The 13,921-nt window shown below is 42.5% G+C and carries 15 protein-coding genes; 5 read left to right on the forward strand and 10 right to left on the reverse strand.

Annotated elements, in window-relative coordinates; all coding sequences use genetic code 11:
- Positions 1–28: 28 nt before the first annotated feature.
- The 3 genes from BB427_RS15825 to BB427_RS15835 are packed head-to-tail and all read right to left on the reverse strand — an operon-like array spanning position 29 to position 1,957.
- Complete coding sequence (locus BB427_RS15825) at positions 29–559, reverse strand: gamma-glutamylcyclotransferase family protein (RefSeq protein WP_039492719.1); 531 nt, start codon at positions 557–559, stop codon at positions 29–31.
- Entirely contained in the window at positions 559–1,182 is a 624-nt protein-coding gene (locus BB427_RS15830; protein WP_039492721.1) for a LysE family transporter, read from the reverse strand. Before BB427_RS15830 ends, BB427_RS15825 begins: the two co-directional genes overlap by 1 nt.
- Positions 1,166–1,957, reverse strand: coding sequence for a hypothetical protein (locus BB427_RS15835; protein WP_069021830.1), 792 nt, complete (start codon positions 1,955–1,957; stop codon positions 1,166–1,168). The genes BB427_RS15830 and BB427_RS15835 overlap by 17 nt, the downstream gene beginning before the upstream one ends.
- Before the next feature lie 81 nt (positions 1,958–2,038).
- On the opposite strand from BB427_RS15835, the gene BB427_RS15840 reads away from it, so the two are divergent.
- The 5 genes from BB427_RS15840 to BB427_RS15855 all read left to right on the forward strand — a co-directional run bounded on the left by BB427_RS15840 (position 2,039) and on the right by BB427_RS15855 (position 5,862).
- On the forward strand, positions 2,039–2,368 hold the full coding sequence (locus BB427_RS15840) for a 5-carboxymethyl-2-hydroxymuconate Delta-isomerase (RefSeq protein ID WP_017218460.1): 330 nt from the start codon (positions 2,039–2,041) through the stop codon (positions 2,366–2,368).
- Positions 2,369–2,391: 23 nt separating this feature from the next.
- Complete coding sequence (rsuA, locus tag BB427_RS15845; RefSeq protein ID WP_045990377.1) at positions 2,392–3,102, forward strand: 16S rRNA pseudouridine(516) synthase RsuA; 711 nt, start codon at positions 2,392–2,394, stop codon at positions 3,100–3,102.
- A gap of 99 nt (positions 3,103–3,201) precedes the next feature.
- Positions 3,202–4,860, forward strand: coding sequence for a methyl-accepting chemotaxis protein (locus tag BB427_RS15850; protein ID WP_254663654.1), 1,659 nt, complete (start codon positions 3,202–3,204; stop codon positions 4,858–4,860).
- 246 nt (positions 4,861–5,106) lie between these two features.
- On the forward strand, positions 5,107–5,232 hold the full coding sequence (locus BB427_RS24805) for a hypothetical protein (protein WP_019647436.1): 126 nt from the start codon (positions 5,107–5,109) through the stop codon (positions 5,230–5,232).
- A gap of 9 nt (positions 5,233–5,241) precedes the next feature.
- Positions 5,242–5,862: a hypothetical protein gene (locus BB427_RS15855; protein ID WP_236596530.1), complete on the forward strand. Its 621-nt coding sequence runs from the start codon at positions 5,242–5,244 to the stop codon at positions 5,860–5,862.
- A gap of 5 nt (positions 5,863–5,867) precedes the next feature.
- On the opposite strand, the gene BB427_RS15860 is transcribed toward BB427_RS15855, so the two are convergent.
- The 7 genes from BB427_RS15860 to tgt form a co-directional block, all read right to left on the reverse strand.
- Complete coding sequence (locus BB427_RS15860; protein ID WP_069021832.1) at positions 5,868–6,659, reverse strand: substrate-binding periplasmic protein; 792 nt, start codon at positions 6,657–6,659, stop codon at positions 5,868–5,870.
- Positions 6,660–6,745: 86 nt separating this feature from the next.
- Complete coding sequence (locus BB427_RS15865) at positions 6,746–8,527, reverse strand: bifunctional diguanylate cyclase/phosphodiesterase (RefSeq protein WP_017218453.1); 1,782 nt, start codon at positions 8,525–8,527, stop codon at positions 6,746–6,748.
- Between the two features lie 112 nt (positions 8,528–8,639).
- Positions 8,640–9,167 carry a hypothetical protein gene (locus tag BB427_RS15870; protein ID WP_069021834.1) on the reverse strand — a complete coding sequence of 176 codons (528 nt, stop codon included), beginning with the start codon at positions 9,165–9,167 and terminating at the stop codon, positions 8,640–8,642.
- Between the two features lie 132 nt (positions 9,168–9,299).
- Entirely contained in the window at positions 9,300–10,244 is a 945-nt protein-coding gene (gene secF, locus BB427_RS15875) for a protein translocase subunit SecF (protein ID WP_039492733.1), read from the reverse strand.
- Positions 10,245–10,253: 9 nt separating this feature from the next.
- The gene (gene secD / locus BB427_RS15880; protein ID WP_069021836.1) at positions 10,254–12,113 is read right to left on the reverse strand and encodes a protein translocase subunit SecD; all 1,860 of its coding nucleotides are present in this window, start codon (positions 12,111–12,113) and stop codon (positions 10,254–10,256) included.
- A gap of 24 nt (positions 12,114–12,137) precedes the next feature.
- Positions 12,138–12,476, reverse strand: coding sequence for a preprotein translocase subunit YajC (gene yajC, locus BB427_RS15885; RefSeq protein WP_010374166.1), 339 nt, complete (start codon positions 12,474–12,476; stop codon positions 12,138–12,140).
- 20 nt (positions 12,477–12,496) lie between these two features.
- Positions 12,497–13,636 (reverse strand): tRNA guanosine(34) transglycosylase Tgt, encoded by a 1,140-nt coding sequence (tgt, locus tag BB427_RS15890; RefSeq protein ID WP_010374167.1) that lies wholly within the window; start codon positions 13,634–13,636, stop codon positions 12,497–12,499.
- Positions 13,637–13,921 lie beyond the last annotated feature (285 nt).

Genomic DNA, 13,921 nt, shown 5'->3' on the forward strand with positions numbered 1-13,921 from the left:
TTGCCACAACCAATCATGATGTTACCAGTCAAGCTTTGAGATTTAACTTCGTAATATCACATTGATAGATGGCTAATTCTTGTTGTTGTCTGTCACTATTATTATCTGTAACGTGTGATTGCGCCGAAATTGCCTGTAAATAGCTGGTCGGAAACTGATGCTCCTTTGCCCCGGCCAACACATGATGTACGTACCAATCGAAAGGTAATTGATGTTCCACAAAGGTGTTAGCAATATAGCACCAGGCGTCCACCATACCGCCATCTTGCCTTTCAACAGGCAAACAATGACAGCTGTAGCGCTCCCCTTCAATGTCGTCCAAACGCGCCTTTTCTTGCTCATCCAACGCATACAAAACGCCATAAACATGGCTATTTGCTTTAGTGCTCGGCGTAATACTGCACTTGGCTGAACCATCGGTGCTCAACATATCAAAAGTCAGCCGATAACCATGCAATTTCCCCACTCCAAGTAGCTTCGCTTGTGGTAAGCGAGCAAGCAGACGTGCGGTCGACATATTTGAACCAAAACTAAAGTTAATAATGTTTTTGTCACACATTAGATCACCAATCTTACTGCAAGCAGTAACATGATCACACCGATCCCGCGATCAAACCAATGTCCTGCACGACGAAAAAATTGCCTTACCCTTGTTTTTGATAAAACTAAAGATAAAAATGAAAACCAAGCCCAGGTAGCCAACGCCATATAAACACCGTAAAACAACTGCACACTGCTTGGTGTGGTTGGCTCAATCACTAAGGTAAAAAGCGATAAGAAAAACAGCGTTGCTTTAGGATTTAAGGCGTTGACTAAAAAACCTCGTTTTAACGCAGTCCAATTAGACTCAGTAACAGCGTGTTCAGTGATATTTTCTTGCTCTGAATTGGGTTTTGCATACCGCAACGCTTGAACACCAAGGTAAGCGAGGTAAAGCGCGGCTAAGTATTTTACTGCTGTGAACAAGGTTTCAGATTGAGATAGCAGTAACGCAACCCCCAATAAGCAATAACTGACATGTACTAAAATACCAAGGCCAACCCCAAAACTTGTCCAAAGGGCGTTTGCTCTACCCTGCTGTACACTTTGTTTAAGCACTATCGCAAAATCAGGACCGGGACTTGCGACAGCAAAAAAATGTGCCAGCGCAATTAAGATAAACTCATCAAGATAAACGAGCATGTGCATGCTCCTGTAAGGCCAGTAAATCACCTCGCTCTGAGTTATCCATTAAGGTATTAATTTGCTTTTTCGCCTTTTTATACTGACTCACAAGGTGTGACTTAAGATGCTTATGACCATCTTTCACCCCTTTAAAATGGCATACTAGGGCATGCACAAAAACACTCTGCTGCTCCGTCAGTGCAGCTTTTCGGTTGGCATATTGGTTGTAGCAAGAACCACATCCTCCCCTAAAGTGATATACGGTATTAGACACCATGACCCCAAAGCCAAAAAAGCTCGCCAGCACATCACAAGCCGCGTCTAATTGCGCTTCCCCACCTGGAGGTAACACGCCACGCTGTAAAATTAAAACTTTTGCCATGACACCGGCATAACTGGCGATCAGATCTTGAGGCTGATTTATTTGATTGGGATTATAAGAAATCAAAATAGGCGCAGCCGCTTCAGCGATGACCGCTTGCTCACCGCGCCAACGCCCTGCAATGTTTAACTTAGTCATGCTGGTCGACGCGAGCATGCGTTCAGGCGCAACCAAAGTGATTGGCCACTGTTGTAATCCCGCATAGGACTTTACTCGGGAGAAAACCACTGCCGCCATCTCTTCAATACTGGATACCGGCTCAGGAAAACAACTGGGAGTCGGAGTAATGATCTGCGTTTCATTTAAAAAGTACTCGCCATCAAAATGCTCAAATGCCCAGACAAAGGTATCAATTAACCATTGAGTTTCTTCATCGCTAAGCAAAGGTGAGACTTTAAATAAGGACAGCATGCTAATAATTCACTCTTTTCTGGAATAACCCCTGATAAATAGCATAAACTCTGAGCCTAATGCAAAAACATGGAGTTTCACATGCCACACTTTATTCTCGAACACTCAGCTAATTTGCCAATTGAAACCGAGGCATTAGTATCACAGGTGCAGCAATTTGCCTGTGCCAGTGGCTTGTTTGATCCAACTTCCGTCAAAACCCGTGCTGTTGCTTTTGAGCATTTTCAGTTAGGTGATGGCAAACAAGGATTTATTCACCTACAGATCCATATGATGGCTGGTAGAACATTAGAGCAAAAACAAATGCTCACGGAAGGTGCTCTAAAGCTTTTGCTCGCAAAGGTCGGGGAGCATTTTGCTCTCAGTGTCCATTGCTATGATTTATTATCCGATATTTACCGCAAAAACTAATTTATTATTCGAGTTATTTAGCTATGAAATTTCCATGTAGATTGGAGAAATTTTTGAGCCACGTTGCAGAGATGCCGCGCAGCAAGGTCAAAATTAATATTAAAAAAGGTCTAGTTACCGTTAATGGCAATGTCGTCAAAAAAGGCGATATCCAAGTCACCCCAGCAGACCACATTACTTTCGATGGCAAACGCCTAGAGTATTTGGGTTTACGCTACTATATGCTAAACAAACCACAAGGTTATGTGTGTGCAAATAGTGATGAATTACACCCAACAGTATTCGATTTAATCGAAGAACCTAACTTAAAAGATTTTCATGTTGCAGGTAGGCTGGACATCGATACGACAGGTTTGGTTCTGCTCACTAACGATGGTGATTGGTCTCATCAAATCACCTCGCCGAAAAAACAAAAGTTTAAAACTTATGTACTAGAAAGTCGCGATGAACTCACTGAAGAGGCGCTAACACAGCTTGAGCAAGGCGTTGAGTTACACGGTGAAAGACAAGCGACCTTGCCAGCAAAAGCGGAGCTTATTGATAAATTTGCACTACGCTTATCCATTTGCGAAGGAAAATATCATCAAGTCAAACGCATGCTTGCCGCTGTTGGCAACCAAGTAGTTGAACTTCATAGAGAAAACATTGCAGGAATCGAACTTGATCCAACCCTTGCTGAGGGAGAATATCGCCCGTTAACTGATGAAGAAATAAGCATAATTAATGCAAATTAGTCTTCGCCCTTAGGTAGTATGAGTAAATATCATCTCAAAATAACCCTCGTAGGACATTAACCTACTTACAAACTCCCCCTAAACATGCTAAATCATGTAATGAGAGTATTTTTAGGGGGCGATCCTGTGTTTTCTAGTTTCACATTAAAAGCAAAAATAATTACCTTTGCCGCCGCAATATTTGTTTCATTACTTGCCGTTGCCTTTGTAGGTCTTCAAGCTCTGCGCCACGCCAGTGAAAGCGATAATATTGCGCGTATCAACCAATTAATGAAAAGCACCGTTAATATTGTTAAACAGTTTGAGCGCTTTGCAGAACAAGGAAAACTGACTGAGCAACAAGCAAAAGAGATGGCAATTCAGGTTTTACGAGAAAATAAATACCATGACTCTGAGTATGTGTATGTTGTTAATGATAAAATGGATTTCGTAGCGACACCTCATGACCCCCAACTACATAACACCAGCTTTAATGACTTTGAGGATGCTGACGGCAAAAGCATAGGCAGCATGGTAAAGCGCTTAGTCGGTAACCAATTTGATCGGATTATTACCTACAATTGGACCTCATTACGAGATGGAGAAGTTGTCGACCTGACCTCAGTGGTTCAAAAAACCCCAGGATTTGGCTGGTATGTCGGCACTGGTATTAGTTATAAAGAAGTGAACGAGCGCTATTGGGACACCGCAATCTGGTTAGTTGCACTTTCTTTAGTGGTTGCCGTTGCATTAACCACCGCACTTGCGCGGTTTGGCCTGTCTTTGAATAACAAACTTGGTGCGGAAATCAATGATGTGCTCGAAATCGTGAAGCATGTTTCAAGAGGAAACCTGACTACACCAATCAATACTGCTGACTGTCAAGATTATAGTATTCTCGCAGCTATGGCCTATATGCAAGGCGGACTAAGAGGTGTAGTTGAAGGACTTAAGGAAGCAACCAAGGCGCTACAAAACCAAACATCAGACAGCGAGGTACGATCAGTAGAACTCGAGAATCTAACTCGTAGTTTAAATGCAGAAACTCAAATGGTGGCTTCAGCAATTACCGAACTCACAGCATCAGCACAAACCGTAGTCGAACATGCCGAGCAAGCTGCAGATTCAGTTCAAGAGGCTGAAAAGCAAGGTAATGCAGCCGACAAACTGACTGCTCAGGCAGCGACTGAAATTGCATTATTAGAGCAACAAATTGACAGCGCTGGTAATAACATTCAAGTGCTAGATGAAGAAGTATCTAATATCGCCAATGTACTTACCGTAATCCAATCTATCGCCGAGCAAACCAATTTACTGGCTCTCAATGCTGCGATAGAGGCAGCACGAGCTGGAGAGCAAGGACGAGGCTTTGCTGTCGTAGCGGACGAGGTCAGACAGCTTGCTCAGCGCACTCAAAGCAGTACAGAAGAGATCCGTACCATGATCACTAAACTGCAAAGTGCGACTCAAGATGCGAAGGCTTCGGTAAGCTTGAGTATTGCAACAAGTGAAAAGACGGTGAGTATGTCATCTAAAGCATCCCAAGCGCTTGTGCAAGTCGCCGACTCTTTAAAATCTATATCACAGATGAGTCATCAAATAGCTCAAGCAGCCAAAGAGCAATTGGATGCAGGTGAAGATACAGCCAAACGTGTTGTTATTATTTCTGATACCGCATCGCAAACGGCTAGCGTCTCAGAAAAAGCGCATAAAGCGACAGATACGATTAAATCATTATCCGGAAATCTGGAGCTTGAGATGGCTAAATTTAAGGTGTAAAAAACTAATTTTATCTTTACTTTTCATACCATTAGAATAGTGTAAATATATCTAAACTATTATTTGAAAATTTTCTTTAATTTTTCATTCACCTTGTGTTTATTTGGTGTTAAGTTTGTACCTGTCGGGAGTGTCGGTTGAGTAGTCTGGCACGGCCCTCCTGAAGTTGTGATAATCACAATAAAAGATAAACCCAATACTATTTGATCACTTGGAATTCAAGTGAGTTCAATAAGGACTATGATAATGCAAAAGCTAAATTTGAAAGAATGCAAAAAGGTTTCTGGTGGTAATATTTACGAGCCAAACGATCCTAAAGCCGCAAAGAGCGAAACGCCAACAGCAAAAAATGAAGCTAGCAAAAAAGATTAGCACTCACCTATGAAGAAAAACTTTTCATTAGGAGACTTACTCATTCCATACGCCATTGTGGCAGTAGGTCTCCTTGTTCTGTACGATATTAGGTTTCATTTCTATCTCATTTACCTGTTAATCGTTTTAACGGTCTTTATTTTGGGGGCTCGATTAAAAGACATCAATATATGCGCTTTATCTCTTCTTGCCATTGTACCGTTTACCCTAGAAACAGCGGTGTTTTCCTCCGGCCTCATCAGTTTAGAATCGTCTAAAGATCAGAGGTTACTTCAAAATACTCTCATTTTTGGAGCACACTTTTTAATCGACTTAATGATCGTATTCCCTCTTACATATCGTGTCGAATTGACGAAAAAGTTATTTCCTAAATTCAAAACCCGCTATACCTTTGCTGATGCAATAATGCCTTGGTTAGCAATATTTAGCGTATGTATGAGCTTTGCTGCACTAGTTGAAAATTACTTTAGAAATGCAAAGGGTGTGAACCTGACATTTTTCTTCTACAGTTTTGATGTTAGCGGTTACCTGATATACAGCGCAAACTGCCTAATTTTATTAATTTTAGCCGCCGTTACTTACAAAGAAGCGTATGATTATGCACTTCCAAGCCTGAGGAAAAAGAGATAATCAACTCAAAAGTAAGGGTTGACTAGCTCGATACTCTCACTTTCAAGTTGCTTGTTAAGACCATACTTTTGTTTTAAAATTTGTAACTCGCCAGACGCTTGAAGTTTGGCAAGTCCCTCTTTCAAGGCTGTTGCTAAAGCCGGTTTGTCCTTATTCACAAAGAAATAAAATGCGGTTGAATACGATAGATGAAAATCAGGTACGATCATGAGGTTCTCGTTATTTTGTGCGATTAACTCTGAATTTGCCTCAATCACCGAGCGCGGAAAGTAATCCGCTTTCTTATCCGCAATCAAATTAAACATAGTTTGATAATCAGAAATCGGTCTGACCTTAAGGCCGTTATAGCTTAGAATTTTGGTATCAGGCCAATCGTGCCCCTGAACTGCGGTAAAACGCTTTAATTCGTTAAGTGACCGAACTGCTTTTATGGCTGGATAAATATCTTTATGAACAATCAGCACACGTTTACCAATAAGTCCATCATACAAGGGGACCTTAATAGGAATAGCAATTTGCTCACGAGCAGGGCTGGTCATCGACCAATGTAAATCAACCTTACCTCGGCTTAGTGCCATTAGCGTGCGCTGTTGATGAGGGTGGATTTTGATGTGTTCAATTTGAGCTGAGTACTTAGCAGCCGCCAGCGCCTTTTCTAGTAATTCGTAAAGATAAAGATCGCGATCGTACAAGGTTCGCGCTTCTTTCGCGACATAGATTAACTCGGGGCTTTGCGCCGCTATACAAGCGCTTTGAAACACCAGAGCAGAGATAATTACACTCAACTTTAACTTCATCGCACAACCCTCTTTTAGGGGAAACAATACTACAATCAAGAGTATTCTTACGGATTGCTATTACTATTGCGTAATTAAAAATATAGTCAACCTGCATTTTCCAATCGTACAGTCGATACTGTCGGCTTGCGACGGTTACATACAAATAAATAGCTATTACGATAGCGCTTTGCTTCTTTCTTAGCATCCGTTGCTAAAGCTGCAACTTGGTGCGAATTGATACAGTGTTGTAAATCTGGTCTCACTAAACCAATCGATAAAGTGAGTAAAGGTACAAATTGCTTTTGCCCTTCACGATTTGTTGCCCAGTAACCGCCAGCACTAACATGCTCGGGAGTAAAAAAGGCTTTTGATTTAAGCTCAAACTGAGTGATGATCTCATGACACAACACTTCTGCATCATTATTATCGAACACCACCATAAAGTCGTCACCCCCGATATGCCCAACAAAACTTGAGCTCTGTGCACATACATCAACTGTCACCTCGGCAAGTAGCTTAATCACGCTATCGCCACTGGCATATCCATATAAATCATTAAACTGTTTAAAATGATTAAGGTCGATATATGCAAGAGAAAAGTCATGATGTGAACGTAACCTTTGCTCTATTGCCTCATTTATCGCGACATTGCCCGGCAACATGGTTAATGGATTGGCATGTTGAGCATGACGAATTTTTTCTTCTGTAATGTGCTTGAGTATGTCTCTCAAGGGCGCTAAGCCAAGATAACGACCATCTCTAGTAATAATGATATGACGTCGAATATCAAATTCATGGTCGGTTATTTGCTTACTCACCGTATCAAGCTCTTGCTGCTCATCCACCACTAACGGCTGTTTATCCATCAACTTAATCACTGATTTCTTATCAAAGAGTGCATGGCCATATGGTGCCGCAAAGACCTCAGTCAGTTGATCTCGGTGTAGCAGCCCTACAGGCTCTCTAGCATCATTAACCACAGCAAGGCTGGTTAGCTTACGATCTTGTTCAAACAACCTATGAGCATCGATACATTGCGTACATTCATGGATAGCATTGGCCTCTTTGGCAAGCCAACCGATTGCCATCGACTGCTCAAATTGATTGAAGGCCGTTTTGGATTCCGTGTGTAAAGATTTAAACAGTGCGAGTTCAGTGGGAGGTTTGCGAGTAGGCTTAGCAAGTAAGAAGCCCTGCGCAATCACTATACCGAGCTGCTCAATAAGCTTCAGCTCTTCAATTCGCTCAATTCCCTCGGCAATTACTTGAGTGCTAGTGGCTTTAGCAAGTTCAATAATGGACTTTAAAAACTCGCGTTTCACCACACTTTGGTCACAATGGTCGATAAAATATCTGTCTACTTTGACGTAGTCAGGGCATAACTCCGACCACTTCTTGAGACCAGAATAACCCGCTCCCAAATCATCAATCGCAATTTGAAACCCAAGTTCTCGATAATGGGTAATTGTAGTCAGTAGCAGATTCGCGTCATCTACTTTGTCTTGCTCAGTCACTTCAATGACGACACGCTTGGGATCGAGCCCATACACTTCTGTAAGATGTCTGGTTTCGCCCTTTGGGTGGCTCGGATCAAGTAACGCTTTTGGACTAACGTTTAAAAATAACTTACCAGGAAGGTTGAGTGAGACGAACTGCTTAATAGCGGCTTCACGACAGATAATCTCCAGTTCTGACAAACGCTCCTGCTTACTCGCAATCGCAAAAAGCTTGTCTGGAGATTCCAACAATGAGCCGGACATGCCACGACTTAATGCTTCAAACCCTAAGATTTGCCGTTTCGCAAGATCGTAGATAGGCTGAAACAGAGTAAATACAGCTTTTTCTTTTATTATTGTATTAAGTACTAACGTGCGCGAAGGATCCACAGCATTAAACTCACTGTAAAAGTATAATCGCGCACGGTAGCAACAGAGTATGACAGATATATGTCAATCGGGTGAAATGTACCCAATTTGCAATTGAATGATTTTCAACCGCTTACTTCAGCGCTCGTTCTACCTGATCAAAGTGTGCAATCACTTCCACAATTTCCATCTCTGCGCTCTTATAGTCTTCAGCGCCGCTAAACCCTTTCATCGCAATCGCTTGCACAGTTGCTGGATGCACTAATAAATCTTTTGCGTGGTAGCAAACAGGGTCATCAAACTTGGGTAATTTGCCATCTGCGTGATAGCCAGTTTCGATCTCTTCAAGTGGTAAAGTAGGAATGATATCAGCGGCTTTATCTAAGGCATCTAGATAAGTCTGACACTGAGGATACTTGGCCACAAACTCATTAAGCAAAGTTTTAGAGAGAGTCACTAGATCGGCGGATTGTGCTTCAAGTGCAGCAGCATCTTTCTCGATACGAATATCCGCAAGTAAAGTCTCGGCTTGTGCTTTATATTGCGCCAAAGATGAGGTTGCTTCCGTGGGAGCGGACTCTGTGCGTTGTTCTAATTCAGGTTGCTTAGAACATGCGGTTATTAATGTTAATGCGCCAACCGCCATCACAAGTTTGTACATAAGTATCTCCTTTATTGATAACGATTATCATTATATACTACTGTCATTTTTTAGAAACAATAAAATGACGTTTTACAAACAACAAAAAAGCGGCACAAAGGCCGCTTTCGATTATCACAACAATTTCTGTGATTAAGGCATAGCGTCTAGGTCTGCACCTTCTTTTTCAACTTCTACCGGGATCAAATCTTCTTTGCTTACGCCCATTGCTACTGCAACTGAACTCGCTACATAAACAGAAGAATAGGTACCGATAAATACACCGAACAGTAAGGCCGTCGCAAAACCATGAATGGTTTGACCACCCCATACAAATAGCGCAATCAATACAAGGATAGTCGTAATTGAGGTCACTAGTGTCCGATTAAGCGTTTGTGTCAGTGAAATATTGATGATCTCTAAGGTGTCGTCAATGCGTACTTTACGGAAGTTTTCACGAATACGGTCAGACACAACGATAGTATCGTTAAGTGAGTAACCAATTACCGCCAATATTGCCGCCAAAATCGTTAAGTCAAATTCCAGACCTAAGATAGAAAACAGACCCATTGTCAGTACAACATCGTGGAAGAGTGCAAATACAGCACCTACCGCAAAGCGCCATTCAAAACGAAAAGCAACATAAATCAAGATACAGATAAGCGCGGTTAGCATCGCCAAGCCACCCTGCTCTTTGAGATCTTCACCAACACTTGGACCTACGAATTCAATGCGGCGCATCACCACACTTTCGTCCGCTTGTTTAAGTGCCGCAATAAGCTGGTTACCTAATACCTCAGCTTTCACGTCGTCCCCACGAGGGGCGAGTCGCACTAATACCTCTTGGCTTGAACCAAAAAGTTGCACAGACGCATCGGCAAAACCATTTTCGGCTAATACACTACGTACCTTTGCTAAGTCTGCTGGCTGTGAAAATCCAACTTCAACTGCCGTACCACCGGTAAAGTCCAAACCAAAGTTTAGTCCTTTCACCATAAACGAGCCGATTGAAGCCAAGATCAACAAAACAGAGAAAGCCATGGAAAGCTTTCTTGCCGACATAAAACGGATAGTGCCTTTTAAGTTTAATAATTGCATGTCCGTCTCCTAGATTGATAGCTTAGTGATACGTCTGCCACCGATGATGGCATTAATAACTGCACGCGTACCAACGATCGCTGTAAACATCGAGGTAATGATACCGATAGCTAAGGTTACCGCGAAGCCTGCAATTGGACCTGTACCAACAGAGAATAGGATCACCGCAGCAATTAAAGTCGTGATGTTGGCATCAAAAATCGTACTAAATGCACTATCGTAACCATGGTGAACGGCTTGCTGCGGACTGCGGCCTTCCGCAATTTCTTCACGAATACGTTCAAAGATAAGTACGTTAGCGTCAACGGCCATACCGACGGTCAATACGATACCGGCAATACCTGGCAACGTCAGCGTCGCGCCTGGGATCACCGACATCACACCCACAATCATGATGAGGTTAGCCGCAAGCGCTAAGTTTGCTACCAGACCAAAGCCTTTGTAGTACAGCAGCATAAAGGCAAGAACAAAAGCAAAACCAAGGACAACCGCAGTCATACCTGCTTCGATATTTTCCTGACCAAGGCTTGGACCTACAGTACGCTCTTCAACGATTTGAATTGGCGCAACCAGTGCTCCTGCACGTAGTAGCAAGCTTAAGTTATGTGCTTCTGCTGGGCTATCAATACCAGTAATACGGAAAGAGCTATTTAAACGCGCTTGAATCGTGGCAACGTTAATCACTTCTTCCACTTTGATTGGTGGTAACGCTTTGCCGTTTTCATCTTTCTTGCCAGATGGTTTGTACTCGATAAAAACCGTCGCCATACGTTTGCCGATAGCACGTTTAGTAAAGGCATTCATTTTTGCCCCACCTTTGCTATCAAGCTTGATATTCACCTGAGGGCGCTGATATTCATCCATACCAGATTGCGCACCTGTGATATGCGTACCTTCAAGAATAACGCGCTTTTTAAGCACAACAGGATAGCCATCTTTATGTGGGATCACTTCTGTGCCAGGAGGAATGCGGCCTTGTGCTGCTGCACGCACGTCGGCATTTTCGTCTACTTCACGGAACTCAAGCGTTGCAGTAGCACCAAGGATCTCTTTCGCACGAGCCGTGTCCTGAACACCTGGAAGTTGAACAATTATGCGCTCACCACCTTGACGTTGAACATTTGGTTCAGCAACACCCAGTTGGTTAATACGATTACGAATAATAGTTTCGTTTTGCTTGATAGCGTATTCACGCAGCTCTTTGTATTTAAGGTCGCTAAGGCTTGAGAAGAAAGCGAGGCTATCGCTGCTATCATTGATAAAGTCGTTACCCGGGTAACGTTTTCTCAAGAAGCTCATTGCCGCGTCTTTATCTTCTTCCGAGCGCATCGTTACTTGTACACGTTCAGTATTAGAAACACGACGAACAGCACGATAACGCAATTTCTCATCACGTAAATCGCTCTTGAAATCTTGCTCCATTTGCTCAAGTGCATTGTCCATCGCCGTGACCATATCCACTTCCATTGTGAAGTGAACACCACCACTTAAATCTAGACCGAGCTTCATTGGGTTTGCACCTAAGTCTTTTAACCACTCAGGTTGTGCCGGAGACATATTGATTGCTGAAATGTAATCATCACTTAAGCTATTTCGCAAAATATCTTGTGCTTTAAGCTGATCTTCAACATTTTTGAAGCGAACAAGGATTTGACCGTCTTCTAACACAGAAGATTTTACGGCAAGGCTGTTCTTTTGTAGGGTTTCGTTAACTTGATCTAATACACTGAGCGTCGCATCAGCACCTTTTGTGCCAGACACTTGTATGGCCGGATCGCGACCATACAAGTTTGGTGTGGCATAAAGAATACCGATAGCTAACACAGCGAGAACAAGTAAGTACTTCCACATTGGATACTTGTTTAACACTGGGCTATCCCTTTATTGTTATTCTTATAGTGATTTCATTGTACCTTTAGGTAACACAGCTGAAACCGCTGACTTTTGCACTGTCACTTCAGTTTGATCGTTTAGTGCGATTACAACAAAGTCTTTGTCATCAGCAACTTTTGTGATTTTACCCACTAGTCCACCTTGAGTTAGTACTTCATCACCCTTGCCTAATGCCCCCATTAGGTCTTTGTGTTCTTTAACACGCTTGGCTTGTGGACGGTAAATTAAAAAATAAAATACCAAACCAAAAATACCTAACATGATTAGCATTTCCATGCCACCACCAGCAGGTGCTGCCGCAGCAGTGCTAGCATGCGCGTTTGAGATAAAAAAGCTCATTTCACTTCCTCGTTTATAAATTAATTATTTTCTGTCAAACCAACGTCAGCCAACTCTGGCACCGCAATGCCACGGCGCGCATAAAAGTCTTCGACAAATTCATCAAATGTGCCTTCAGATAAGGCATTTCTCATTCCTTCCATCAAACGTTGATAATAACGTAAGTTATGGATGGTATTGAGTCGAGCGCCTAGAATTTCATTACACTTATCTAGGTGATGTAAGTACGCTCGAGAGTAATTCTTACAAGTGTGGCAATCACACTCCGCATCTAGTGGACTGGTATCTGTTTTGTGTGCTGCATTACGGATTTTCACCACGCCACCGGTTACAAATAAGTGACCATTACGAGCGTTACGCGTTGGCATTACACAGTCAAACATGTCGATACCACGACGCACAGCTTCAACCAAATCTTCTGGTTTACCAACACCCATTAAATAGCGTGGTTTGTTTTCTGGCATTTTATAGGCACATTGGTCAAGAATATTGATCATGTCTTCTTTAGGCTCACCAACCGATAAACCACCAAGTGCATAACCGTCAAAGCCGATTTCTTCTAAACCCTTTTGCGACTCGGCACGAAGCTCTGGGTACATACCACCCTGAATAATACCGAACAGTGCAGAAGGATTGTCAGCATGTGCATCTTTAGAGCGCTTAGCCCAACGTAAGCTTAGCTCCATCGAGTCTTTTGCTTCTTTTTCTGTCGCTGGATACGGCGTACATTCGTCAAAAATCATCACGATATCTGACCCTAAGTCGCGCTGTACTTCCATCGCTTTTTCTGGAGACAACATGATTTTCTCACCATTAACTGGTGACTTGAACAACACACCTTCTTCCGAAATTTTACGCATTGCACCAAGACTAAATACTTGGAAGCCGCCTGAATCGGTCAGAATCGGTTTATCCCAGTTCATAAAATCATGCAGATCGCCGTGCTGTTTGATGATCTCTGTGCCAGGTCTTAGCATCAAGTGAAAGGTATTTCCTAAACAGATATGTGCGCCCGTTTCTTTGAGCTCATCAGGGGTCATGCCTTTTACTGTGCCGTAAGTACCAACAGGCATAAATGCAGGCGTTTCTACCACACCACGGTCAAAAATCAAGCGACCTCGGCGAGCCTTACCCTGTTTGCTATCTAATTCAAATTTCATTGTTACCTCGTTGTCGGAAAAACAGTCCAACTTTGACTAAAAAACGTGCTAAGCCAATGCTTAGGGCAGTGATCTTTCGATTCTACCAAGATTACTAGCGCAATTCTAATACCAATTATCTTAATTAAGTGTTCTATTTTGAGGCGAGAAAATCTTGTCGATAACAAGGCAAAAATTTTGATATTTAGTTGCTCTAAATAAGAAATTTTTAACGCAGTTAGCGTCAGATTTACTCCTTCAAATTGAGCAAGCGTTAAGACTAATTGGTATAATATTGGGATAAAA

The sequence above is a fragment of the Pseudoalteromonas sp. BMB genome, from assembly GCF_001709235.1.
GTDB lineage: Bacteria > Pseudomonadota > Gammaproteobacteria > Enterobacterales > Alteromonadaceae > Pseudoalteromonas > Pseudoalteromonas maricaloris.

Coding starts and splice junctions, on each gene's coding strand:
- BB427_RS15830 (WP_039492721.1), bottom strand. CDS start 1,182: ATGCTCGTTTATCTTGATGAGTTTATCTTAATTGCGCTGGCACATTTT.
- tgt (WP_010374167.1), bottom strand. CDS start 13,636: ATGAAATTTGAATTAGATAGCAAACAGGGTAAGGCTCGCCGAGGTCGC.
- BB427_RS15850 (WP_254663654.1), top strand. CDS start 3,202: ATGAGAGTATTTTTAGGGGGCGATCCTGTGTTTTCTAGTTTCACATTA.
- rsuA (WP_045990377.1), top strand. CDS start 2,392: ATGAAATTTCCATGTAGATTGGAGAAATTTTTGAGCCACGTTGCAGAG.
- BB427_RS15870 (WP_069021834.1), bottom strand. CDS start 9,167: ATGTACAAACTTGTGATGGCGGTTGGCGCATTAACATTAATAACCGCA.
- secF (WP_039492733.1), bottom strand. CDS start 10,244: ATGCAATTATTAAACTTAAAAGGCACTATCCGTTTTATGTCGGCAAGA.
- BB427_RS15855 (WP_236596530.1), top strand. CDS start 5,242: ATGAAGAAAAACTTTTCATTAGGAGACTTACTCATTCCATACGCCATT.
- BB427_RS15840 (WP_017218460.1), top strand. CDS start 2,039: ATGCCACACTTTATTCTCGAACACTCAGCTAATTTGCCAATTGAAACC.
- BB427_RS24805 (WP_019647436.1), top strand. CDS start 5,107: ATGCAAAAGCTAAATTTGAAAGAATGCAAAAAGGTTTCTGGTGGTAAT.
- yajC (WP_010374166.1), bottom strand. CDS start 12,476: ATGAGCTTTTTTATCTCAAACGCGCATGCTAGCACTGCTGCGGCAGCA.
- BB427_RS15860 (WP_069021832.1), bottom strand. CDS start 6,659: ATGAAGTTAAAGTTGAGTGTAATTATCTCTGCTCTGGTGTTTCAAAGC.
- BB427_RS15835 (WP_069021830.1), bottom strand. CDS start 1,957: ATGCTGTCCTTATTTAAAGTCTCACCTTTGCTTAGCGATGAAGAAACT.
- BB427_RS15825 (WP_039492719.1), bottom strand. CDS start 559: ATGTGTGACAAAAACATTATTAACTTTAGTTTTGGTTCAAATATGTCG.